The organism is Streptomyces adelaidensis (assembly GCF_016598475.1).
Taxonomy (GTDB): Bacteria; Actinomycetota; Actinomycetes; order Streptomycetales; family Streptomycetaceae; genus Streptomyces; species Streptomyces adelaidensis.
Window position 1 is genome coordinate 1 of sequence record NZ_JAEMUX010000034.1, and the last position, 23,353, is coordinate 23,353.

The 23,353-nt window shown below is 70.1% G+C and carries 22 protein-coding genes and 3 pseudogenes; 11 read left to right on the plus strand and 14 right to left on the minus strand.

Translation table 11 applies throughout. The features are described from left to right. Positions 1-451: pseudogene (locus tag I8N67_RS20540) on the plus strand (IS701 family transposase); the annotation flags it as partial. Positions 452-867: 416 nt separating this feature from the next. Beyond that, positions 868-1,569 (plus strand): annotated as a pseudogene (locus I8N67_RS20545) (alpha-galactosidase); the annotation flags it as partial. 95 nt (positions 1,570-1,664) lie between these two features. Here I8N67_RS20545 and I8N67_RS20550 read toward each other — a convergent pair. The 3 genes from I8N67_RS20550 to I8N67_RS44640 form a co-directional block, all read right to left on the minus strand. After that, positions 1,665-2,690 carry a helix-turn-helix domain-containing protein gene (locus I8N67_RS20550; RefSeq protein ID WP_200304624.1) on the minus strand — a complete coding sequence of 342 codons (1,026 nt, stop codon included), beginning with the start codon at positions 2,688-2,690 and terminating at the stop codon, positions 1,665-1,667. 29 nt (positions 2,691-2,719) lie between these two features. Continuing rightward, positions 2,720-3,724 carry an alpha/beta hydrolase gene (locus I8N67_RS20555; protein WP_200304625.1) on the minus strand — a complete coding sequence of 335 codons (1,005 nt, stop codon included), beginning with the start codon at positions 3,722-3,724 and terminating at the stop codon, positions 2,720-2,722. Positions 3,725-3,849: 125 nt separating this feature from the next. Continuing rightward, on the minus strand, positions 3,850-4,185 hold the full coding sequence (locus tag I8N67_RS44640) for a class II aldolase/adducin family protein (RefSeq protein ID WP_372443765.1): 336 nt from the start codon (positions 4,183-4,185) through the stop codon (positions 3,850-3,852). A 141-nt stretch (positions 4,186-4,326) separates the two neighbouring features. On the opposite strand from I8N67_RS44640, the gene I8N67_RS20565 reads away from it, so the two are divergent. Together I8N67_RS20565 and I8N67_RS20570 are read left to right on the plus strand one after the other, a co-directional pair. Then, complete coding sequence (locus tag I8N67_RS20565; RefSeq protein ID WP_200304627.1) at positions 4,327-4,785, plus strand: acyl-CoA-like ligand-binding transcription factor; 459 nt, start codon at positions 4,327-4,329, stop codon at positions 4,783-4,785. Positions 4,786-4,838: 53 nt separating this feature from the next. Then, positions 4,839-5,879: an NAD(P)-dependent alcohol dehydrogenase gene (locus I8N67_RS20570; RefSeq protein WP_200304628.1), complete on the plus strand. Its 1,041-nt coding sequence runs from the start codon at positions 4,839-4,841 to the stop codon at positions 5,877-5,879. A 117-nt stretch (positions 5,880-5,996) separates the two neighbouring features. Here the strand turns inward: I8N67_RS20570 and I8N67_RS20575 are convergent, their stop codons facing one another. The 4 genes and pseudogenes from I8N67_RS20575 to I8N67_RS20590 form a co-directional block, all read right to left on the minus strand. Continuing rightward, positions 5,997-6,746: a transposase family protein gene (locus I8N67_RS20575; RefSeq protein WP_200304629.1), complete on the minus strand. Its 750-nt coding sequence runs from the start codon at positions 6,744-6,746 to the stop codon at positions 5,997-5,999. A 76-nt stretch (positions 6,747-6,822) separates the two neighbouring features. After that, entirely contained in the window at positions 6,823-7,155 is a 333-nt protein-coding gene (locus I8N67_RS20580; RefSeq protein WP_200304630.1) for a hypothetical protein, read from the minus strand. Positions 7,156-7,171: 16 nt separating this feature from the next. Beyond that, a pseudogene (locus tag I8N67_RS42730) lies at positions 7,172-7,444 on the minus strand (carbonyl reductase); the annotation flags it as partial. Positions 7,445-7,959: 515 nt separating this feature from the next. Continuing rightward, positions 7,960-9,030 carry a Zn-dependent alcohol dehydrogenase gene (locus I8N67_RS20590; protein WP_307835302.1) on the minus strand — a complete coding sequence of 357 codons (1,071 nt, stop codon included), beginning with the start codon at positions 9,028-9,030 and terminating at the stop codon, positions 7,960-7,962. 100 nt (positions 9,031-9,130) lie between these two features. On the opposite strand from I8N67_RS20590, the gene I8N67_RS20595 reads away from it, so the two are divergent. Then, the gene (locus tag I8N67_RS20595; protein WP_307835296.1) at positions 9,131-10,594 is read left to right on the plus strand and encodes an aldehyde dehydrogenase; all 1,464 of its coding nucleotides are present in this window, start codon (positions 9,131-9,133) and stop codon (positions 10,592-10,594) included. On the opposite strand, the gene I8N67_RS20600 is transcribed toward I8N67_RS20595, so the two are convergent. From I8N67_RS20600 to I8N67_RS20620, 5 genes are all read right to left on the minus strand, one after another. After that, positions 10,588-11,529 (minus strand): alpha/beta hydrolase, encoded by a 942-nt coding sequence (locus I8N67_RS20600; protein ID WP_200304633.1) that lies wholly within the window; start codon positions 11,527-11,529, stop codon positions 10,588-10,590. The genes I8N67_RS20595 and I8N67_RS20600 overlap by 7 nt on opposite strands. Further along, positions 11,526-12,539: an LLM class flavin-dependent oxidoreductase gene (locus I8N67_RS20605; RefSeq protein WP_200304634.1), complete on the minus strand. Its 1,014-nt coding sequence runs from the start codon at positions 12,537-12,539 to the stop codon at positions 11,526-11,528. Before I8N67_RS20605 ends, I8N67_RS20600 begins: the two co-directional genes overlap by 4 nt. A 24-nt stretch (positions 12,540-12,563) precedes the next feature. Then, a complete protein-coding gene (locus I8N67_RS20610; protein ID WP_234046006.1) occupies positions 12,564-13,727 on the minus strand; it encodes an acyl-CoA dehydrogenase family protein in 1,164 nt (387 codons plus the stop codon). A gap of 115 nt (positions 13,728-13,842) precedes the next feature. Beyond that, complete coding sequence (locus tag I8N67_RS20615; protein WP_200304636.1) at positions 13,843-14,619, minus strand: crotonase/enoyl-CoA hydratase family protein; 777 nt, start codon at positions 14,617-14,619, stop codon at positions 13,843-13,845. After that, positions 14,616-15,380 carry an SDR family NAD(P)-dependent oxidoreductase gene (locus I8N67_RS20620; RefSeq protein ID WP_200304637.1) on the minus strand — a complete coding sequence of 255 codons (765 nt, stop codon included), beginning with the start codon at positions 15,378-15,380 and terminating at the stop codon, positions 14,616-14,618. Before I8N67_RS20620 ends, I8N67_RS20615 begins: the two co-directional genes overlap by 4 nt. A 92-nt stretch (positions 15,381-15,472) precedes the next feature. Between I8N67_RS20620 and I8N67_RS20625 the strand changes: the two genes are divergently transcribed. Both I8N67_RS20625 and I8N67_RS20630 read left to right on the plus strand, forming a co-directional pair. Next, entirely contained in the window at positions 15,473-16,705 is a 1,233-nt protein-coding gene (locus tag I8N67_RS20625; RefSeq protein ID WP_200304638.1) for a CaiB/BaiF CoA transferase family protein, read from the plus strand. A 41-nt stretch (positions 16,706-16,746) separates the two neighbouring features. After that, positions 16,747-17,595: a crotonase/enoyl-CoA hydratase family protein gene (locus tag I8N67_RS20630; RefSeq protein WP_200304639.1), complete on the plus strand. Its 849-nt coding sequence runs from the start codon at positions 16,747-16,749 to the stop codon at positions 17,593-17,595. 19 nt (positions 17,596-17,614) lie between these two features. On the opposite strand, the gene I8N67_RS20635 is transcribed toward I8N67_RS20630, so the two are convergent. Next, the gene (locus tag I8N67_RS20635; RefSeq protein WP_200304640.1) at positions 17,615-18,748 is read right to left on the minus strand and encodes an acyl-CoA dehydrogenase family protein; all 1,134 of its coding nucleotides are present in this window, start codon (positions 18,746-18,748) and stop codon (positions 17,615-17,617) included. Between the two features lie 8 nt (positions 18,749-18,756). Then, positions 18,757-19,575, minus strand: a complete 819-nt coding sequence (locus I8N67_RS20640; protein ID WP_200304641.1) for an amidohydrolase family protein — start codon at positions 19,573-19,575, stop codon at positions 18,757-18,759. A gap of 85 nt (positions 19,576-19,660) precedes the next feature. On the opposite strand from I8N67_RS20640, the gene I8N67_RS20645 reads away from it, so the two are divergent. The 4 genes from I8N67_RS20645 to I8N67_RS20660 all read left to right on the plus strand — a co-directional run bounded on the left by I8N67_RS20645 (position 19,661) and on the right by I8N67_RS20660 (position 23,350). Continuing rightward, positions 19,661-20,419 carry an SDR family NAD(P)-dependent oxidoreductase gene (locus I8N67_RS20645; RefSeq protein WP_200304642.1) on the plus strand — a complete coding sequence of 253 codons (759 nt, stop codon included), beginning with the start codon at positions 19,661-19,663 and terminating at the stop codon, positions 20,417-20,419. A gap of 34 nt (positions 20,420-20,453) precedes the next feature. Beyond that, positions 20,454-21,635 (plus strand): thiolase family protein, encoded by a 1,182-nt coding sequence (locus tag I8N67_RS20650; protein ID WP_200304643.1) that lies wholly within the window; start codon positions 20,454-20,456, stop codon positions 21,633-21,635. Positions 21,636-21,649: 14 nt separating this feature from the next. Next, positions 21,650-22,510: an amidohydrolase family protein gene (locus I8N67_RS20655; protein WP_200304644.1), complete on the plus strand. Its 861-nt coding sequence runs from the start codon at positions 21,650-21,652 to the stop codon at positions 22,508-22,510. A 93-nt stretch (positions 22,511-22,603) separates the two neighbouring features. Continuing rightward, on the plus strand, positions 22,604-23,350 hold the full coding sequence (locus I8N67_RS20660) for a FadR/GntR family transcriptional regulator (protein ID WP_200304645.1): 747 nt from the start codon (positions 22,604-22,606) through the stop codon (positions 23,348-23,350). Positions 23,351-23,353 lie beyond the last annotated feature (3 nt).

Consider the following 23,353-nt stretch of genomic DNA (forward strand, 5'->3'; position numbering starts at 1 on the left):
ATACGACTGGGCGGCCCTCCAGTTGCGCCCCGTGGCCGAGTACGACCACCAGGACGGCGTGTTGATCCGTCGGCGGTGGGCGCTGGCACGGCGCAGTCTGAGGCGGCCGGACGAGATCGCCTACTACCTCGGATACGCACCGCTGGATGTCGCAGTCGACGAACTGGTGCGCGTCGCCGGCGCCCGGTGGTCGGTGGAGGAGTGCCTCCAGACGGCAAAGAACGAGTGCCGCCTGGACGAGTACGAAGTCCGCCGCTACGTCGGCTGGTACCGCCACATCACCCTGGCCATGCTCGCCCACACCTTCCTCGCGGCGATGAGCGCGCGGGCAGCCGAAAAGGGGGATCCACCGGTGAGGATGCCGTGGTCATCGAGCTCACCGTGGCAGAAGTGCGGCGGCTCCTGGCAGCTCACACAACCCGACACCTTCACACCCTCACCCACGCGTTGAACTGGTCGCACTGGCCCGGACGACGCCAAGCGGTGGCCCGCCGCTGCCACTACCGACGTCGTGCGCACTCCTTCGAGGGGCACGCGGGCAGAAGCCGTCCATGACGGCATCCTGCCCGCTACACTCCCACCGCTCGACGTTCCCCCAGGTCAAGCCACAAAGTACTGCTGGAGTACTAGGTAGCTCACCTGGGCATTCGCCGGACGCTGAGGCGGCCTTCGTCTGACCATGTGCTCCGACCAAGGACGCACGTGACCACGACGAAGGCCGTGAAGGTGAGTTTGCTGCCTGATCATGTTCCGGGGGAAGCGTTCGCGAAAGCGTCACGCTTCCGGGAGGACTTATTCGACTGCCTGACCGTGCGCGGGGACGAACTGTTCGAGCTGGTCGACGCGTTGCTATGCGCGGACGGTCCGATGAGCGCCGCCAACGACGCCGCCGCCGCGGTCACCGGCCGCAAGCTGGTCCTGTCGCTCTGTGAGTGGGGCACCGGCAACCCCTGGAACTGGGGCGCGGGCACGGCGCCGATGTGGCGCACCAGCACCGACGTCATCTTCTGGGGCAACAGCCCGTCCACGGCCAACATGCTGGCCGGCTTCGACAAGGCGCTGCACCCCTCGTCCCAGCACACCGGGTACTACAACGACCCGGACATGCTCATGGTCGGCATGAACGGTTTCACAGCCGCCCAGAACCGCACGCACATGGGCCTGTGGGCGATCTCCGGCGCCCCGCTGCTGGCCGGCAACAACCTCGCCACCATGAGCTCCACCACCGCTGCGATCCTCAAGAACTCCGAGGTCATCGCCATCGACCAGGACGCCCGCGGCCTCCAGGGCGTCAAGGTCGCCGAGGACACCAAGGGTCTGCAGGTCTACAGCAAGGTCCTGTCGGGCACCGGCAAGCGTGCCGTGCTGCTGCTCAACCGCACCTCCTCCGCCGCGTCCATCACCGCCCGCTGGGCCGACCTGGGCCTGACCACGGCCTCCGCCTCCGTGCGCGACGTATGGACGGCGACGAACGCGGGCAGCTCCGCGACGAGCCACACCACCAGCGTCCCGGCCGGTGAAGCGGTACTGCTCACCATCTCCGGCACTGAGTGGACATTAAGTCCGTTTCTGGTAGCGGCCTCGTCCGGGTTCAGTGAGGAAGCCTTGTCGGACGAGACGTCCGAGGCGGCTGCGGGTGATGAGGACAGGCGCGTGGGCGTTTCTCAGCCGCCGTCGTCGGTGAGTTCGTCCTCGCTGTGGGCGATCCGCCAGAAAGCGACGGCGACGGTGGCGCGTTGACGCCCGCCCGGCTTCGTGACCGCGTAGCCGAGCTGGGTGGCGAGCCAGACCAGACGTTCCTGGAGTGTCGAGTGGTGCAGGTGGAGGCCAGTGGCCGCTTGCCGCAGGCTGGCATGGTCGAGCACTGCCTGGAGGGTGTCGATCACCCAGGGATGGGTGACCAGGGTCTGGTCCAGTCGGCGCACGTCGGCGATGCCGGCCGCCTCCTGCGGCGTGGTCCGCTCGGCGAGGACGGCGAGGGCTCCGAGATCGTCGTACGCCACCAGGGACGGGCCGGGGCCGTTCATCCGGTCGGTCAGCCGGAGCGCGAGACGGGCATGCTCCAGGGCGGTCGGCAGGTGTGCCGGCTCCTGGGCGATGGCTGTCCCGGCCCGCAGGTCCGATGGCGGGACCGCTGTCCCGGCGACCAGGGTGACCGCGTGCCGGCCGACCCGGGTGGAGTGGGGCGACGGTGGCTGGAAGGAGGAGATGACGATGACGGTCACCGGGCCGGTGAGCCCCAGCTGCTTGGCGGCGTCGCAGCGGTCGCTGTCGGGGGCGTCGGGGTCGCAGGCGATCCGCACCGCGGCGTCGGCGGAGCGATCGGCGGACGCTCCCGTGAGCGTCTGGATCGCTTTGGCCGAGCGTTCCAGGATGAGGGCGTCCAGCGGCCTCGCCTCGCCGGTCCGCTCCAGCCATACCCAGGCGCCGGGGCGATCGGGCACCGCCACGCGCGCCCACGAACCGCTCTGCACCTGGGGCAGAGAGTGCCCTTGGGGGTCGTACCGAGGGCTGATGTCCCGGCCGGCGTCGTGCAGTCCGGCGGGGCAGCCGGCCAGGGCAGCCACTGCCCGGACCATGGCCGCGACCGAGGCCCGTTCCGCGATCAGGCGGTCGAAGTGGTCGATGACGCGCAGCGCACTGGCCGCCGTGTCGTCGACGACTTCCAACTTGACGATGAGATCACGCAACGGAGCCTCCACGGCCATTGTCACACCGCTCACCTGTCAAGAGCCCGCCGGATGAACTCCTCACGGGTCGCGTTGGAGGCGCGCGACACAGCCGCGTGCCCCGCCGCCATGTCTGACCCGTGGAAGCCTCCGCCCCACAGGTGGAAATCGACGCTCACGCCCGCCTCGGACAGGCGGCCGGCGTAGATCAGGGCCTCGTCGCGGAACACCTCCACCGAGCCGGTGTCGATGTAGGTGCGCGGCAGCCCGCCGAGGTCCTCGGCGCGGGCCGGCGCGGCGTACTGCGACACCTCCGGACCGCCGCGCCGCTCACCCAGCAGGGAAGTCCACCCGTACAGGTTGCTGTGGCGGTCCCATCCGCACCCGCGGTCCACCATGCGACTGCTGTGCGTCTCGAAGCGGTCGTCGAGCATGGGGCAGATCAGAACCTGGTGGCTGAGCCTGGGAAAGGCACGGTCGCGGGCGAGCAGCGCGGTCCCCGCCGCGAGACCGCCGCCGGCACTGGATCCGACGATCAGGAGCCGCTCGGGGTCGATACCGAGCTCGGCCGCGTTCTTCGCCGTCCACACCAGCCCCGCGTAGCAGTCATCGAGCGGCGCGGGATCGGGGTGCTCCGGCGCCAGTCGGTACTCGACCGACACGACGACCGCACTCCCGTCGATCACATAGGGAAGGAAAAAGCTCACGCCCGTCCGGCGGGTCCCCGCGACCATCCCGCCGGAGTGGATGTGGAAGATGGCTCCCTTGGGGCCTCGGTCCTCGACGGGGCTGAGAATCAGCAGAGTGATGTCCGGCGCGCCCTCCGGCCCGGGTACCTGGCGCTCCTCCACCCGCACCCTGCCGCCCGCTGTCAGATCCTCCGGTTCCGGCCCGGAGGTCCAGTCGGCCAGCAGGCGTCGGGTCGCTGCCAGGGTCTCCTCCGACACGGTCGGAAACGCAGCGCGCATCGCCTCCTCGACGGGCGCGAGCTCCGGGTCCAACGGAGGCCGGATGGTCACGGCACCGAAGCAGTCTGCTGCTGTCTGGTCTGCCATCTGTTCTCTCCTTCGGGAACAACGGGGAGCGGGTGAACCCCACTCTCGGGTGCCGGTGCCCGCAGGGATACCCGCAGGTGGCTGGAACTGTCGCCGATGGCCCCGCCATATGGCGGGGCCATCGGTCAGGCGAGGGCGACCGCCCCTGCCGCATCCCCTCCCACTACGCCGCCGCGACCGCGTGAGCGACGCCGTCCAGGCAGTCGCCAGCGCGTAGACGGGTGGGTGTATACCACTGCGCCCACGTCCGGGCGGGCCACCATGATCTCCGTGTGGATCAGGCACCCGCTGTGTCGCGGCCCGTCACCGTCGACCACAGTGTCCGCACGGTCCGCAAGGTGCACCTTTGGTGCAACCCGACACCCGGTCAGTAGGAGGGTCCGCGCCTCGAAGGACTCTACGATGGCACCGGTCACGCCGGTGACGAGCCCGCGGCCCTGGGTGCGAGCCGGTCCGCGCATCGGCCGCGTCCGTTTCACCGCCGAGCTGCATCACAGTCGACCTGCGCTGAACGAGACGTGGGAGGAGATCGTCGAGGTGCCCTTCCGGCCTGTGTCGACGAAGACGAAGCTGGGTAGTGGAACGGGAGCGCCTCTTGGGAGTTGAGACTGGAGGAGTGCCTGGACGCCACCCGCGCCGACGGCGCCCGCATCAACGCTGCACTGCGGACCCGCCCGGACGAGGAGCCACCGCTGCTCGCCCACCACAATGCCGTCGGGGAGTGGCTCACCGCCCGTGACGCGCTCCGCCCGGCCGCCGCCGAGCGATGGCGCGCGCTGCTGCGGCTCGTGGACACCGAGCCGACGCTGTTCGCCGCGTACAAGCGGATCCGGGTCGGCACCCAGGGCGAGTCCGTGGCGATCATCGCCCATCGACTCGGTGTGAACCCCGCCCTGGATCTGCGTCCGGCCGTCGTCGTGGCGGCCGCCGCGGGGGTACTCAGCGCGGCCCTGCGTGGCTGGGCGCGCGAGGACCGCCGGGACGCGGGGGGGGGCCTGACCGGCTGGGTGAACCGGACCTACAACGCGCTCACCGAACAGGTGGACCGGAGCACGGTGTGACCGACCGCGACCGGAACCTCCACACCAGAAGAAGCGAAAGAAGAGGTGCTGTCATGAAGGCGCTGCAGTACAGGGAGATCGGCGCGCCCCCCGAGGTCGTCATGGTCCCCGACCCCCAGCCCGGCCCCGGCCAGGTACTGCTCAAGGTCACCGCCGCGGGTGTGTGTCACTCCGACATCGCGGTGATGAGCTGGCCCGCCGAGGGCTTCCCATACGCGCTTCCGCTCACCCTCGGTCACGAAGGTGTCGGCACGGTGGCCGCGCTCGGCACGGGCGTGACCGGGCTCGCCGAGGGCGACGCGGTCGCCGTCTACGGCCCGTGGGGCTGCGGGACGTGTGCCAAGTGCGCGGAGGGCAAGGAGAACTACTGCCTGCGCGCCGACGAACTGGGCATCCGGCCACCCGGGCTCGGGGCCCCCGGCGCGATGGCCGAGTACCTGCTCGTCGACGACCCGCGGCACCTGACTCCCATCGACGGCCTCGACCCGGTCGCCACCGTGCCGCTGACCGACGCGGGCCTGACCCCGTATCACGCGATCAAGCGGTCCCTGCCCAAGCTGCTCCCCGGCTCTACCGCCGTCGTGATCGGCGCGGGCGGTCTGGGGCATGTCGCCGTCCAGCTGCTGCGTGGGATGACCGCGGCCCGCGTCATCGCCCTGGACGTCAGCGAGGACAAGCTCGCCCTCGCCCGGGCCGTCGGCGCCCACGACACCGTGCTGTCCGACGCGCGAGCCGCCGCGACGGTCCGCGAACTGACGGGCGGTATCGGCGCGCAAGCCGTGTTCGACTTCGTGGGCGCCGAACCCACCGTGAAGACCGCAGCCGCCGTCGCCGCCGTGGAGGCCGACGTGAGCATCGTCGGCATTGGGGGAGCAGCGCTGCCCGTCGGCTTCGGCCATCTGCCCTTCGAGGTGTCCGTCTCGGCTCCGTACTGGGGCAGCCGCGGCGAGTTCATCGAGGTCCTCAATTTGGCCCGGGCGGGTGTCGTCGCCGTCCACACCGAGACCTTCTCCCTCGACGAGGCACCGCTCGCCTACGAGCGCCTGCACGCCGGAAAGATCAACGGCCGTGCCGTGATCCTGCCCAACGGCTGATCCCCGCATTGTGAAGAGAGGAGAGAAGAGAGGAGAAGTGAATACCGTGAGCCCCGCAGAACCGGCTGAGTACGCCACCGATTTCGCCGGGAAAACCGCACTCGTCACTGAGCTCTTTCAGCGTTGCCGCTCCAGGGTGAGGACGGCTGCGGCGATTGACGTCATTCGATTCGGGCTGCACCGGGATCGGCGGAAGATGCGCCAGGACTTCAGTCGTGCCACGCCGCGTTCGACCGGTGCCCGTGCTGCGGACAACGCACGGTTGACGGTTTGCTGCGTCGGCGTGAGCTCGCTGCCCGGCGGGCGTCTGAGGGGAGTCGTCACCCACGATCCGGCGCCCAGGTAGGCCCGGTCGGCGAGGATCGGGACGCCCTGGCGCTCACAGATACGGATGATCCGATGGGTGCGGGCCGACGTCAGGTCGTGGGCGCGGCCGGGCAGTGCAGGCGACAGCCACAGCAGCCGCCCCGCCGGGTCGGTCACCACCTGTACGTTCACTCCGTGCCGACGGTGCTTGTGGGAGTAGTCGGCCCGGCTGTCGCCGACCCGGTCGCACTCGGCAAGGGTGCCGTCCAGCAGGACGTACTCGGGGTCGGCTTCGCGCAGTGCGCGCAGCAGGCCGGGCGCGCGGTCGGCGAGCAGGAGGATCACTGCGGACGTGTAGGCGTGGGCGGTGCCGACGGAGATACCGAAGCCGGCGGCAAGCTGCGCAAGAGTGTCGTGCCTGCGCAGGTACACCAGACCGATCAGAGCACGCTGGTGCGGTGGGAGCTTGCAGCGGCGGTCACCCTCGCGGGTGACGATGAGCATGGTGACCCACTCGACCAGGGCATGGGGCAGATCGAGTGCGGCAGGACAGACAACCAACAAGGCTCCTGCGCTAGCGAGTTGGGAGGTCGAACACCTCGCTCAACGGCACGGGAGCCTTGTCCGTTGCGGACGCCTACTTCGTCACCCGATCAGTGGCCACGCTGAAAGACCTCACTGACTCCGCTCCAGGCATTGGCCTCGCCGTCGCCCGCCGGCCGGGCCAGGGCGGCGCCCGTGTCGTCGTCTCGCCGCCGACCACGACCTGGAAGGCGCCGAGAAGGCCGTCGAGCAGCTGAATGCGGAGGGCCTCTCGCTGCCGCTCCAGGGTGGCCTTGAATGAGCCGTAGCCGGGGTGTCTTTCCTGCAGTCGGAGCGCTGCCGCCGCGTAGGCGTCGTTGACCGCCTGGACCTCGACGAGAAGGGCTCCGGCGCGGGCGGCCGCGCCGGAGCGGACGATGGGGTTCATCACAGTGCCAGCTCCACGGGGGTGTGCCGTCGCGCCAAGGCAGGGCCCTGCCGAACCAGACCAGTTGGCCGTAGAGGGCCGGGGCGACGTGCTCGGCGAAGAACAGGTCGAACACGGCTTCGGCGGCCTGGGCGGGTGGCTGGGCATGGCTGTAGTCGCTGAACCAGGGCCGCGAGGTGGCGGTGTCGGCCATGCCGGGGCACACGGCCGCGATCAGTGTGCCGTCAGCGAGGTTACGGTCGCGGCGCTCGGTGGCGACCGCGCGGACGGCGGCGATCTGGGCCACCTGGAGGGCACGTTCGCCCGGCAGGCCCGGATGCGGGTCTGTCAAACGAGCGGCTCCGGCCCGTAGTCGGCGGTGACGCTGGGTGTCCGTCAGGGCAGGAGGATGCGGTGACGGATGCGGAAGGAGGTCGAATCCGGCGCGGCCGTGCATCTGTCTCATGATCCTTTGGTGCGGGTGTTGACGCCTTCGGTGCGGCCGTTGTGATAGGGCAGGGTGCGGCTGGAGTCCACGGCGGCCCGGTCGATTTCGAGGCCTCCTCGACGACCAGCACCGACAGCCCGGAAAACGCCGTGATCACCAGGGAATTGACATCCACCACAAGATCATCATGGATGACTACTCGGCGTCACCACCGACTACGGGCCAGAGCCAAACGAGCAGTGTAAATAGGGTTGTTGGAGTTACTGACGGGCTGCGGAGAGACGGCCGTCGCAGGTGATGTCGAAGGCGTTGCTCAGGTTGAACTTGCGGAGTCCGGTGGCCTGAGGGCAGGCGGACCCCGGCACGGCGCGGCAACCTCAGCCGAACGCGATCAGGCTGCGGATGCCGTCGGAGCCGTCCAGCTTTTCGAGACCCTGGTTGATGTCCGCCAGGTCGATGGTCTCGGAGACGAGTTCATCCAGCATGATCCGGCCGTCCAGGTAAAGCCTGCAGTACAGCGGGATGTCCAGGCGGAACTGGCTCGAGCCCATCTTGCTTCCCTGTATCCGCTTCTCCAGCATCATCGCCTCGGCCGGGAGCTGGATCGTCTCACCTGCCCGCGTCACGCCTACCACGGTGGTGGTCCCCCGGGTACGGGTCATGGCGAAGGCCTGCTCGATCGTGGCCGGGCGGCCGACGACCTCCAGTGCGTGGTCAACTCCCCCGCCGGTCAACGCCTTGACGGCCTCCACCGGGTCCTCCCGCGACGCGTCGACGACGTCGGTGGCGCCGAATCGGCGTGCCTGTTCCAGCTTGGCGGGCAGTACGTCGACGGCGATGACCCGCGCGGCACCGACGAACCGGGCGGCCTGGACCACATTGAGTCCGACCCCGCCGCAGCCGATCACCGCGACGCTCTGACCGGGCCGGACCCGCGCGCGGTGCCGGACGGCGCCCATTCCGGTGAGCACCGCACAGCCCAGCAAAGCGGCCCGGTCGAGGGGCATCTCCGTGGGCACCTTGGCCAGCGTCCGCTCGTAGACCAGCAGGTGCGATGCGAACGCGCCGAGCCCGGTGAGTACGTTGACCGGCTCGCCCGACCGGCTCAACCGCGGCGGCCTGCCCGTCGGGCGAGCCCGTCGCTTGGACTCGCAATGCTGAAGGAGGCCACGCATGCACCACTCGCACTCGCCGCAGAACGCCGACGCGCAGGTCACGACGTGATCGCCCGGGCGCAGCGTGGTGACGGCCGAGCCGACCCGCTCCACGATCCCGGACGCCTCGTGGCCGAGCAACAGGGGCAGCGGCAGCGGCTGAGCGCCCAGCTGCATCGACCGGTCCGTATGGCACAGGCCGGACGCGATGACGCGGACCAGCACCTCGTCCGGCGCGACCTCGTCGACCTCGATCTCACCGATGACGAGCGGCTGTCCGAACTCCTCGAGCACTGCTGCCAACACGGTCGTTCTCCTCCTGGTTGACGGCCGCACCATGACCCCATACGGTGCATTCCATTATCACAGATTAGAGGTCGCCATGAAAGACGCGGTGCGAACGAACATCACCGGCCTGCACCATCGCCCCCGGGTCTTCATCGGCGGTGCCTGGGCGGATTCCCGTGACGGCCGCGCCGTGGACGTGTGCAGCCCGGCGACCGGGGAGCCGATCGGCACGGCTCGGCTGGCCGGCACCGCGGACGTCGACCTCGCCGTCGAGGCCGCGCGAAGCTCGTTCGAGGCGGGGACCTGGCGCAGGCGGCCGGCGGTCGAGCGAGCGGCCGTGCTACGGGCCGCCGCAGACCACCTCGAAGGGCTGGGCGACGCCGTCGTGGACCTGCTCACCAGCGAACTCGGCTGCCCCCGGTCCTTCGCCGCACGGGCCCACGTCCCGAACCCGATCCGGCACCTGCGCTACTACGCCGACCTGATCGAGCGGACTTCGCTGGAGGAGGTGCGCGAGGACGGGAGCTACCGGAGCCTTGTCGTTCAGGAGCCCGCCGGCGTCGTCGCCGCCATCACCCCGTGGAACGGCCCGCTGAGCGGGCCGGCACTCAAGGTCGCCCCGGCGCTCGCCGCGGGCTGCTCGGTGGTGCTCAAACCACCGCCGGAGACGCCGCTGACCGCCTACCTGCTGGCGGACGCGTTCGCCGCCGCGGGGCTCGACGAGGGTGTACTCAGTGTCCTGCCCGCCGACCGTGAAGTGGGCGAGTATCTGGTCAGGCACCCCCAGGTGGACAAGGTGGCCTTCACCGGGAGCACCGCGGCCGGCAAACGCATCATGGCGCTCTGCGCCGACCGCGTCGCCCGGGTGACGCTGGAACTGGGCGGCAAGTCGGCCGCCGTCGTTCTCGACGACGCCGACATCGACGTGGTCGTACGCGGACTCGTGCCGATGGCGATGTCCGTCAACGGCCAGCTGTGCATCTCACAGAGCCGCGTACTCGTCCCCCATGACCTGCACACGAAGTTCATCGACGCGCTGTCGGCCGCGGTGACCGCTCTCGTGGTCGGGGACCCCTTCGACCCGGCCACCGACATCGGCCCGCTGGTCAGCGATGCCCAGCGGCACCGCGTCGAGGGCTACCTCGAGCTGGGCCGGTCCGAGGGGGCCCGCGTCGTCGGCGGTGGCCGCCCCCCTGGGCTGGACTCGGGGCACTTCGTGAATCCGGCCGTGCTCACGGACGTGCACAACGGCATGCGGGTCGTGCAGGAGGAGATCTTCGGGCCGGTCATGGCGGTGATCCCGTACGGCACCGAGGAGGACGCGGTGGCCGTCGCGAACGACTCGGTCTACGGGCTCTCCGGTTCGGTGTGGTCGGCCGACCCCGACCGTGCTCTCGCCGTCGCCCGTCGCATCCGAACCGGCATGGTGAGCGTCAACGGCGCCCCGCAGGCGTTCGGCACACCCTTCGGCGGCTTCAAGCAGTCGGGCGTCGGTCGGGAGATGGGCCCGGAGGGACTGCGCGGTTACCTGGAGCCCAAGTCCATCGCGCTGGGCCGAGCGGATCACTGATCGTCATGCAACAGCGCGGCGGCGTCGGCGGCGATCTGCCGGGCGGCGGTGACGGCGGCCGGCACGCGAGCCGTGAACCGCAGGAAGCCGTGGGTCAGCGAGCGGAACTCCCGCGTCTCGACCGGCACGCCTGCCGCTTCCAGTATGAGCCCGTAGGCGATGCCCTCGTCACGCAGGGGATCGTGGCCGGCGACCACGATCACCGTGCGCGGCAGGCCCGCCGGGTCGGCCGCGCGCATCGGTGAGACCAGCGGTGAGTCGCGCAGCCGGCGATCCGGGCAGTAGTGATCGAGGAACCCGGCGATCGCGGCATCGCTGATGACGAGGCCGGAGTTCGCACGGTACGAGGGCCGGCCGAGGTCGTGGTCGAGTACCGGGTAGACCAGCAGTTGGCCGGCCAGTCGGGTCCGCTCCTGCCGCGCACAGACAGCGGCCAGGTTTCCTCCCGCACTGTCCCCGGCCACCACGACGGGGCCCTCGAGGCCGGCCTGACCGGACAGGATCCAGCGCAGCGCGGCCGTGCCGTCCTCCACCGCGGCGGGGAAGGGGTGCTCCGGGGCGAGCCGATAGTCGACACTCACCACCGTCGCGCCCGCGACGTCGGCGATCCACCGGCAGATCTCGTCGGCGTAGTCCAGGCCGCCGCTGACCCACCCGCCGCCGTGGAAGTAGAGCACCGTACCCCTGATCGGCTTCGCGGCGGGCAGGTAGACGCGCCCCGTCGGCGCCCCCGCGGGGCCGAGGCGGATGACGCGTACGTCGGCCATCGTGGGACCGCCGGAGCACAGCGCGTTCCCACGCTCGATCCGTGCCCTGAGCTCCGCGAGCGGCAGCTCGGTCATCGGCCGGGGATCTGCCGCGGCCGCCTGCGTCAGCAGCTCGCACAACGCCGGGTCCAGTTCCGGGTAGCGGCCCGCCAGGCCGGTGCGGGTCATGTCGCGCTGAACGCGGGCAGGACCCGGTCGCGGAACATGTCCAGCGAGCGCAGCATGCGCTCCTGCGGCAGGTCGAACCACTGCATCCGCAGGATCACGTCGGTGATGCCCTGCCGCTCCAGTTCCTTGAGTGCCTGGACGCACGACTCCGGATCGGTGAACAGATAGGATTCCTCCGCGACGTCGGCGGCGGCGCTGTCGCTCTGGAGATGGCGATACGAGTCCGTCGCGTCCGGCGCGTTGAACGCCGCGTACTTCCGCGTGAGTTCACTGCGCGCGGCCACGCCGATCGCGCGTGCCCGTTCCCGGTCCTCGTCCAGCAGCAGCTCCCGCCGCACCACCAGCCCGCCGCCGTCGGGCCGGCCCAGCCGCTGCCGCTCGTCACGGTAGTGACCCATCAGCGTCCGGAGCCTTGTGGGCGAGACATGCGGCGGCACGATCCAGGCGTCACCGAGCCGGGCGGCCCGCCGCGCGCCCGTGCGATGCGGGCCGGCGCCGATCCAGACCGGTGGTCCGCCGGTCTGCAGCGGAGGCAGGCTGATCCGCTGGTCGTCGAGCCGGAAGTGCCGCCCGGCGAAGGTGACCGGAATGCCCTGCCACAGGGCCCGGATGATGTGGACGCTCTCCTCGTAGCGGGTGACCCGCTCGTCCATGGGGACGCCGAACGAGGCGAACTCGTTCTCGCGGTAGCCCATACCGAAGCCTGCGATCACCCGGCCGCCCGTGAGATGGTCGATCGTCGCGAACTCCTCGGCCACGGCCACCGGGTGCCGCAGCGGGAGGATGAACATGTTGGTACCGAGATGCATGGAGCCGGCGTCGGCGGCCAGCGCGCCCAGCAGCGGCACCGGCTGGAGCGTCGGCATGTTGCCCAGGTAGTGCTGCAGCACCCACACCGACGAGATCCCCGCGTCCCGGGCGGCGCGCACCTGCTCCCGAAGAGCGCCCACCCGTTCAGCCGGAACGGTCCCCGGAGGAAAGTCATTCATGATGGCCAGTCCGAACCGCACAGTGTCCTCCTCCGGTGGCGGGCGTCAGGCCCGCTGGTCGAACTTCAGGCCCAGCTTCTCGGACACGATCCTGATCCGCTGCATGGTCGGGGTGCCACCCGCGATCGCCCAGCCATGAGCGTCGCGGTGCAGCCGCTCGATGCCGTACTCCTCGGTGTACCCGTTGCCGCCGTGCAGCTGGATCGCCATGTCGGTGACCACCTTGCCCGCCTCGTTCGCGGCGCGTTTGGCGATCGACACCTGGAGCGAGTCGGGCAGCCCGGTGCCGGCGTCGGCGGCCGCACGGTAGACCAGCAGGCGTGCGCTCTCCATCTGGACGATCATGTCCGCGAGCGCGAGCTGAACCCCCTGGAACTCGATCAGCGGCTTGCCGAACTGTGTCCTGGTCCGCACGTAGTCGATCGTGCGGTCCAGCGCGGCCTGGCCGATGGCGAGGCTGACCGTGGCATTGCCCAGACGCTCCATCGAGAAGGCGGAGAACAGCGAGCGGAAGCCGCCCGCGGGCACGAGGAGGTTCGCCGCGGGCACCATCGCGTCCTCGTAGAAGATGTCGCACGACGGGATGCCGCGGAACCCCATGAGCTTCTCCCCAGCCCCGAACGACACCCCAGGGGTTTCCTTCTCCACGATCAGCGCCCCGATCCCCTTCGCTCCCGGGGCGTCGCTCAGCCGCACGTAGAGCAGGTACAGCTCGGCGTGCCCGGCGTTGGAGACCCATCGCTTCGCGCCGTTGACCCGGTACCGGTCCCCCTCCAGCACCGCATGGGTGCGCATGTCGGTGGCGGCCGACCCGGCGTCGGGCTCGGAGATCGCCACCGCCATCGAGGCCTCACCCTTGATGACCGACGGCAGGAACCGCGCCTTCTGCTCGTCCGTGCCCAGGTGCGCGACGACCTGCGCCGGACCGGTGTTGGACTCGAAGACCTGGAACGCCGCAGGGCGGCACACCTTGGCCAGTTCCTCGATGACGACCAGGGCGTCGACCACCGGAGCGCCGCCACCGCCGTACACCTCGGGCAGTGAGATACCTAGATACCCGAGATCACCGAGTCGCCCGCGCTCGTCGAGCGGGAACGGCGTGCGGTCCCGGTCCCACTCCTCCGCACGAGGCGCGTGCACGTCGGCCGCGACCCGCGCGGCGACCTCACGCAACGCACGTTGTTCCTCACTCAGCTCAAACGCCCGCATGCTCATCCTTCCGTCCGATACTGCTAATCATTAGCATCAATTTACGCCGCGTCAAAGGGATCCGACGCGTCGGGATCAGCGTTTGCCTTCCGTGGCGGCCCGGCAAGGCTCGGGATCACTTGCCGCTCCAGCGGGGCGGTCGCTTCTCCGTGAAGGCACGCGCGCCTTCTCGCGCGTCCTCGGAGGAGCGCACGTCCTCCGCCATCGGACGCTGCCGATCGAACGACTCCTCGGCGGACCAGTCCCGCGACAGCGTGATGATCCGCTTGGTCGCGGCCACCGCGAGCGGTCCGTTGCGAGCGATCGCCGCCGCCAGCTCCAGCGCGGCCGACGCCGCTTCGCCGGCCGGGACGAGCCGGTTGACCAGCCCCAGTTCGCGCGCCCGCTCCGCCGGGACGAACTCACCGGTCAGCGCCATCTCCATCGCCAACTGGTACGGAACCCGCTGCGGCAGCCGGAACAGGCCTCCCGCGGCCGCGACCAGGCCGCGCTTCACCTCGGGCAGGCCGAAGGCCGCGGTCTCGGAGGCGACGACGAGATCGCACGCGAGCACGATCTCGAAGCCCCCGGCGATCGCGTGCCCCTCGACCGCGGCGATCAGCGGCTTGTCCGATCCACGCTCGACGATCCCGGCGAACCCGCGCCCCGGCACCCCCGGGCGCTCACCGGCCAGAAACGCCTTCAGGTCCATCCCGGAGCAGAAGGTGGAGCCCGCCCCGGTCAGCACACCCGCCACCAGGTCCCGGCGGCGGTCGAGTTCGTCCAGCGCACCGGCGACGCCCTCGGCCATCGCCGTGTTCACGGCGTTGCGCACGTGCTCCCGGTTCAGGGTCACCACCAGGACGTTGCCGACGGCCTCGGTGAGTACCTCCGGCCGGATCGCGGCGCTCATCGGGGCGCCATCCGGAGCGCGCCGTCCAGGCGGATCGTCTCGCCGTTGAGCATGGGGTTGCCGATGATCGCCAGGGCGAGGTCGGCGAACTCCTCCGGCCTGCCGAGCCGCCGCGGGTGGGGTACCGCGGACTCGAGGGACTCCTTCACGTCGGGCCGGATGCCCGAGAGGATCGGGGTGTCGAACACGCCCGGCGCGATGGTGCACACCCGGATCTGCCGGCTCGCCAGGTCCCGCGCGGCGACCAGCGTCATCCCGACGATGCCGGCCTTGGCGGAGGCGTACGGAATCTGGCCGATCTGCCCTTCCCAGGCCGCGACCGACGCGGTGAGCACGCAGACGCCGCGCTCGCCGTCCGCCGGCTCGTTCCCCGCCATCCGTGCCGCGGCGAGGCGCAGCACGTTGAAGGTGCCGACCAGGTTCAGATGCACGATCTCCTGATACGTCTCCAGTGAGCCGGGACTGCCGTCCCGCTCCACCAGGCGCACCCGCTTCCCCTTGCCCGCGCAGTGCACGACCGCACGCAGCGGCCCCGCGGTCTCGGCCGCGTCGAGCGCCGCCTGCATCTGGGCGGTGTCGGTCACGTCCGCGGGAACGAAGGTCACCCGCTCCCCCAGCTCACGAGCGACCGCCTCACCCTCGGAGCCCTTCAGATCGGCGATGACGACCGACGCGTGCTGCCGGACCAGCGCGCGCACGGTTGCCAGCCCGAGACCCGACGCACCGCCCGTCACCAATGCCGACGAGTTCACTGTTCGCACACCGTCACTCCCTTCACAGCCCAAAAATCCATGCTTATGATTATCCTATCTGGCAAGAGTCGCCCGGTCCATGACATCGAAAGAGGCGGAAGATGAGCGATGCGCGACACCCCATCGACGGTCCCCTGCGCGGGGTCGTGGTCCTGGAGCTCGGCTCGATGTACGCAGCGCCCACGGCAGGCCGGATGCTGCGAGACTTCGGGGCGACCGTACTCAAGGTCGAGGACCCCGCCGGCGGCGACTACGCGCGAAACTGGACCCCGCAGAAGGACGGGATGTCGCTGGGCTTCGTCCGGATCAACGTCGGCAAGCTCTCGGTCGCCATCGACCTGCGCACCCACGCGGGCCAGGACCTCGTCCGGCGCCTCGCAGCCAAGGTCGACGTGGTCATCGAGTCCTTCCGCCCGGGCAAGCTGGAGGAGTGGAACCTCGGTTACGAGGTTCTGAGCGCCCGGAATCCGGGTCTGATCCTCACCCGGGTCAGCGGCTTCGGCCAGACCGGGCCCTACCGCAAGCGGCCCGGCTTCGGCACGATCGCGGAGACCCTCAGCGGTTACGCCTTCATCAACGGCTGGCCCGATTCCCCGCCGACGTCACCGCCGTTCGGCTTCGCCGACTCGATCGCCGGGATCTCGGCCGCGTACGGTACCGCGATGGCGTTGTACCGGCGTACGACGACCGGGCAGGGCGATGTCGTCGATGTCGCCCTGTACGAGCCGCTCATGTTCATGCTGGGCGACATCGTGCTGCGCTACACCGCGAAGAACGAGATCCAGCAACGGGAGGGCAACGCGTCCGGGGCCGCGTCGCCGCGTGGGATCTACGAGGCCGCCGACGGGCAGTGGTTGTCCATCGCCGCGTCCGCCCAGCGGATCGCACAACGGCTCTTCGTCGCGATGGGCCGTCCCGAACTGATCGAGGACGAGCGGTTCGCCACCAACGCCGCACGACTGGCGAACAACGACGAGATGCAGCGCATCGTCATCGGCTGGGTTCGCCGCAGGCCGCGCGCCGAGACGTTGCGGATCCTCGAGGAGCACGCGGTCGTGGCGGCCGCGGTGAACGACGCCCAGGACATCACCGATGACCCGCACTTCAGCGAGCGCACCCTGGTCGAACTCACCGATCCGGTCCTGGGCACCGTGAAGATGCCCGGTCCGATCCTGCACCTGGGCAGCTACGACGGCCCCGGCTACGGCGACGTACCGGCGGTCGGCCAGCACACCGACGAGGTGCTCGGCGACCTGCTGCGGCTGTCCGTCGACGAGCTGGCGACGCTCAGGAACCTCGGCGTCATCGGTGACCCCGTCGCACACCAGGTGTGATCGCGGGTGGAATCGGAGTGGCACCAGAAAGGGGGCCAGGCATGTTCGAGCTGATCCGGCTCGATGTCGCCGACCGGGTCGCGACGATCACGTTGAACCGCCCGGACACACTCAACGGTTACAGCGTCGCGATGAAGGACGAGCTGATCGCGGCCTTCGACGCCGTCGACGCCGACAGGGAGGTCGGCGCCGTCATCGTCACGGGTGCAGGGCGGGCGTTCTGCGCCGGGATGGACCTCTCGGACGGTTACACCTTCGCGCGGCTCGACGAACCGGAGCACGACCGTGTGCGGGACAGCGGCGGTGAACTCGCGCTGCGGATCTACGCGTGCACGAAGCCGGTCATCGCCGCGATCAACGGCGCCGCCGTGGGCGTCGGCATCACCATGACGCTTCCGATGGACATCCGGCTGGCCACGGAGAACAGCAAGTTCGGGTTCGTCTTCGCGCGCCGCGGGATCGTGCTGGAAAGCTGTTCGAGCTGGTTCCTCCCCCGGATCGTCGGCGTCTCCCGAGCAGCCGAATGGGCATACACCGGCAGGGTCTTCAGCGCCGGGGAAGCCCTCGCAGCAGGCCTGGTCCGCAGTGTCCACCCGGCCGACGAGCTCATGCCCGCCGCGCGCGAGCTGGCCCTCGAGATCGTCCGCAACACCTCCCCGGTGTCGGTCGCGCTCAACCGTCAGCTTCTGTGGCGGATGCTCGGCGCCGGGCATCCGATGACGGCGAACGTCGCCGAGTCCCGCGCGATGTACTCGCGTGGGCTCAGCGCCGACAGCGCGGAGGGGGTCGCGTCCTTCCTGGAGAGGCGGCCCGCGGTCTTCCCGGAGTCCGTCCCGGCCGATCTGCCGAACGTGTTCGGCGACCGGCCGGACCCCGAGTTCCACACCTGAGCCGGCGTCGACCGCCGGCTCAGCCCCGCTTGGTGAGCCGGCGCGCGAGCTGGCCGGTCAGTACCTCGTTGCCGCCCTCGTAGATACGCATGGGGCGGGCGTTGCGGTAGAGCCTGTCGATCGTGGAGCCGGTGACGATCCCGAACCGGCCCATCATCTGCACCGCGCGGTCCGTCACCTTGCCGGCCACCTCCGTGGCCGCCACCTTCGCCATCGACGACAGGTCGAGATGGGCCAGTGGATCGACGGCCGCCCGGCTCGCCGCCCGGTACGTCAGTGCCCTGGCCATCTCGATCTCCGTCCACGACGTGCCGAGCAGGTGCGGCAGCGGGCCCAGGGTCCACAGGGGCGCACCGAACTGCGATCTGCTCGTGGTGTGCCGGACCGCCTCGTCCAGCGCGGCCTGGGCCAGCCCCACGGCGGCGCCGGCGACCGAGACCCGGAACGTCGCCAGCGTCGCGAGCACCAACCTGAACGCCTCGCCAGGAGCGCCGACGCGGTACTCCGCGGGCACCTCGACCCGGTCGAAGTGCACGTCGCCGATGATGTGCGGGGCGAGCAGCCGCGGCCCGCTCACGACGCGGACACCCGGGGTGTCGGCGGGAACGAACACGAGGGAGTACCCGTCGCCTTCCCGGCCCAGGACGGTGTAGCAGTCGGCGGCGCCCGCGTTGGTGATGAACGACTTGTGCCCGCTGACGACAACCCGGTCGCCGCTCGCCTCGATCGACGTCGTGATCGCCTTGAGGTCGGAGCCCACGTCCGGCTCGGTGAGCGCCAGCGCGGCGACAGCGTCGAGTCTGGCGATCCGCGGCAGCCAGGCCTCGCGCACGGCGTCGCTGCCCCCGACCGAGAGCGCGTAACTGCCGACGCCCTGCATCCCGAACAGGCCGTCGAGATGGGCCGATGTGCCCATCAGCACCTCGCGGACCACGGTGATCGCCAGTGAGTCGATCTTCTCGTGGCGTCCGCCGTACGCGGCCGGCACGCACCACGCGGTGAGCCCACTGCTCACCAGAGCCTCGCGCATGACCGGGTCGACACCGTCCGAGTCGTCGGCCACGGCGGCGTGATCGGCCACGGAGGCGGTGACCTTGCGTGCGTCGGCCTTCAACTGTTCGTACGCGTCGGGAAGTTCGAAGGACATCCCCATGGCCGCGGTCACCCCTCACTCGGCTGGGCGTCGGCGCCCAGCAGCCGCAGAAAGTTCTTCCCGAGGATTCCCTCGGTGTCCTCGTCGGACAGACCCAGTCGCTTGATCGCGGCGATCTCCGCCGCCGGGTCCGCCATCGGCCAGTCGGAGCCGAACACGATGCGATCCGCCCCGTGCCTGCCGATGATCTCCCGCACCCGCTCCGGTGCGAGCTCCGCGAGCGTGGGGGGCCACGACGTCTCCAGGTGGACATCGAGGCCCAGCAGCTCCGCCTCGGCGTCGTCGAGCTGGTGGTAGCCGCCGAAGTGGCAGCAGACCAGCCGCAGTTCGGGAAACGTCCGTACGATGTCGCGGATCATCCGGGGAGTGCCTCGCTCGTTCGCGGCCCGGTCACCGCCGGACCCGACGTGGGCGATCACCGCGATCTCCGACCCGAACGCCTCGTACAGCGCGTACATCCGCGGGTCGTCGAGCGCGAAGCCCTGGAAGAGCGTGTGCAGCTTGACGCCACGTATCCCGGTGCGGCGCAGGATGGCCAGGTTCTCCTCGACGGGCAGGTCCGGATGGACGGTCCCGAACCCGAGAAAACCCTCGGCCTTCTGCGCGGCCACGAAGCGGTTGACACCGTCGACGTGCCGCGCCTCATCGGCGATCCCGAGCACCACGGCCTGATCGACGGCGCTGCGCGCCATGGCCTCACGCAACCCGGAGATCGTGCCGTTCCCCCGCCGCGGAAGCTGCGGCGACCTGCCGCCGAGAGCGCGCTCGGCGATCCGGTCCGGCCAGGCATGACAGTGCACGTCGACGACCGAGACGTCGTCCCTCATCGACTTCCCTCACTCGAATCTAGGTTCATGATTATGATAATATCCAAGTATCGGTCACAGGTGAAGAGCACGGAGGTACGCCGCTATGGGCAACGCCGCTTCATACGATCTCTCCGGCCGGGTGGCCTTGGTGACCGGCGGGAGCCGCGGGCTGGGGCGGGCCATGGCGCTCGGACTCGCCGCGGCCGGAGCGGATGTGGTCATCGCCAGCCGGAAGATCGAGGCCTGCGAGAAGACCGCGGCCGAGGTGGAGGCGACGACCGGGCGCCGGGCCCTGCCCCTCGCCTTCCACGCCGGGCGGTGGGACCAGGCCGCGTCGCTGACCGAGCAGGTCTACGAGCACTTCGGCCGGATCGACGTGCTCGTGAACAACGCCGGCATGTCCCCGGTGTACGACTCGGTGGAATCGGTGTCCGAGGAACTGTTCGACAAAGTCATCGGCGTCAACCTGAAGGGACCGTTCCGGCTCACGGCTCTCATCGGGACCCGCATGGCCGCGGCGGGCGGCGGTTCGATCATCAACGTCACCAGCATGGGTGCCGCGAGACCACGGCCCGACATTCTGCCGTACGCCGCGGCCAAGGCCGGGCTCAATTCCCTGACCGTCGGTTTCGCCCACGCCTTCGGGCCGGACGTGCGGTGCAACGCCATCATGGCCGGAACGTTCCTCACCGACGTCAGCAAGGACTGGGACGCCGACGAATTCCGCGCGCGAGCGGCCCGGTTCGCGTTGCGGCGAGGCGGCAGGCCGGACGAGATCGTCGGCGCCGCCCTCTACCTGGCCGGCGACGCGTCGAGCTACACGACCGGCGCCGTGATCCCGGTCGACGGCGGCCAGCCGTGATCCGTCCCGGACCACCGACAGCGAGGAGTGCAGCGTGAACACCGCGGTGATCGTGGAAGCCGTCCGTTCCCCCCTGGCCCGGGGCAGAGCGACGGGGGCGCTGGCCTCGTGCCACCCGGTGGACCTGCTGGCGCAGACGCTCTCCGCGCTCGTCACGCGCGCCGGGATCGACCCCGGCGAGGTGGACGACGTCCTGGTGGGCTGCGTCGGGCAGGTGGGCGAGCAGTCGGCGACGCCGGGGCGGCAGGCGTGGCTGGCCGCCGGATTCCCCGTCCACGTGCCCTCCACCACGATCGAGCGCAAGTGCGGCTCGGGGCAGCAGGCGATCGACTTCGCGGCGCAGGGCATCATGGCGGGCGCCTATGACATCGTGATCGCCGCCGGGGTCGAGTCGATGAGCCGGGTTCCGATGGGCTCGGCGCGTATGGGGGCCGACCCGGTCGGCCCGGGCGTGCGAGCCCGGTACCCGGTCCTCGCGCCCCAGGGCGTTTCCGCGGAGCTGGTCGCCGCCAAGTGGAACCTGCGCCGCGAGGAGCTGGACGCCTACGCCGCGCGCTCCCACCAGCGGGCCGCGGCGGCGCTGTCGACCGGGCGGTTCGCCACCGAGACGGTTCCCATCACCCTCAGCGACGGGACGGTCGTCTCGCAGGACGAGACGGTTCGTCCGGACACGACGGCGCAGCGGCTCGCGGCGCTGAAGCCGGCCTTCGACAGCGTCGAGCACCGGGCACGGTTTCCGGACCTCGACTGGAAGGTGACAGCGGGCACCTCCTCGCAGATCACCGACGGAGCCGCCGCACTGCTGCTGATGAGCGAGCGACGCGCCGCCGCGCTCGGCATCCGACCACGCGCCCGACTGGTCGCGTCGGCCGTCTGCGGCGACGATCCGCTGCTGATGCTCACCGGTCCCATCCCGGCGACGGCAAAGGTGCTCGCACGCGCCGGGCTCTCGATCGGTGACCTCGACACCGTCGAACTGAACGAGGCGTTCGCGCCGGTGCCGCTGGCCTGGCAGGCCGAGTTCGGCCTCGACGAGGAACGACTCAACCCTCACGGCGGCGCGATCGCCCTGGGCCACCCGCTCGGGGCTTCCGGGTGCCGCCTCATGACAACGATGATCCACCACCTGGAGCGCACCGGTGGCCGCTACGGCCTGCAGACGATGTGCGAGGCGGGCGGCATGGCGAACGCGTCCGTAGTAGAGCGCCTGGGCTGAGCGGTGACACGGCGATGACGGCCCCGACGATCGATGCCCACGTGCATGTCTGGAACCTCCGGCACCGGGACCAGCCATGGATCGACGCCGGCCGCGGTGCCATCCGGCGCGACTTCTCCCTGGACGACTTCACCGCGGCGACGAGGGACACGGGCGTCCGGCGGGCCGTACTCGTCCAGGTGCTCAACATGGCCGAGGAGACCCGCGAGCACCTGCTGCGAGCACAGCACGACGACCGGGTCGCGGGCGTCGTCGGATGGGTCGATCTCGCGGCTCCCGCAGTGGCCGAGCAACTCGCCGGACTGCGGGCCTGCCCCGGCGGCGAGTCCCTGGCCGGGATCCGGCACCAGGCGCTCGCCGAGGACGAACCGGCGGGCTGGCTGGAGCAGCCGGCGGTCCAGTCGGGCTTGCGGGAACTGGCCGGCCAGAATCTGCCCTACGACCTGATGTTCCTTCCCGAGCACATGGAGGCGGTCACGCGCACGGTGCGCACGCACGAGGACCTGACCTTCGTGCTCGACCACCTGGGCAAGCCACCGATCGCGACAGGTGCCCTCGCCCCGTGGGCGGCGGGTGTCAGGGAACTGGGGCGCTCGCCCAATGTCGTGTGCAAGCTGTCGGGAATGGTCACGACGGCCGCGCGATCCGGCTGGACGACAGGGGATCTGCGGCCCTATGCCGAGACCGCCATCGAGGTGTTCGGGCCGGAGCGTCTCATGTTCGGCTCCGACTGGCCGGTGTCGCTGCTCGCCGCCGCCTATCCGGAGGTGGTCAGGACCTGCGCGGAACTCGTCGCCGAACTTAGCCCGGACGAACAGGCGCTCATCTTCTCGACCACCGCCACGCGCGTGTACGGCCTCATGACGTCAACCTGAATCCGGCCGGGTCCCGCTCGACGAACTCCTCCAGCAGCGAAATCCGGCCTGCGACCGTCCCGAGACCAGGATCATCATCGTTATCATTGGCGGATGGACGACAACCAGGATCCGGGCCAACAACCGTTCAAGCGCGGCAACAAGGTGGCCGAGGCGGTTGCACGCAGCATCGTCCGGAGAATCCGCACGGAAGGTCTCGGTCCGGGGGCTCAGCTGCCCTCCGAGGCGCAGATGCTCAAGGAGTACGGCATCGGCAGAGGTTCCATGCGCGAGGCGCTGCGCATTCTGGAAGTCAACGGTTTGATCAGGCTCAAGCCAGGCCCCGGTGGCGGACCGGTCGTCTCCGGCGTGCAGAGCGAACACTTCGGCCGCATGGCCACGCTGTACTTCCAGGCGCAGGGCACGACGTTCCGGGAGCTGATCGAGGCGCGGCTGACGCTTGAACCGCTCATGGCCCGGCTGGCGGCGGAGCGGCAGGACCCGGAGCTGATGAAGAAGCTGCCGCAGACGGCCGAAATCGCCCGAGTCGGCGACGATGACGAGTACCTCAGCTCGACCAACGACTTTCACCGGCTGATCGCCGCCATGTCCGGCAACGGGATCATGAACCTGTTCGGCCAGTCGATTTCGGACATCTTCCGCGACAGGGTCAGCGGCATCGTCTTCCCGAAAACGCGGCGCAAGGAGGTCACCAAGGCCCACATGGACATCATGACGGCGATCAAAAACGGGCAGCCGGACGAGGCCCACGATCTCATGTACGAACACATGGCGCAGTACGTGGCCTACGTCAAACGCGGTCACCCGACTCTGCTCAACGAGGTCGTGGACTGGCGCTGAACA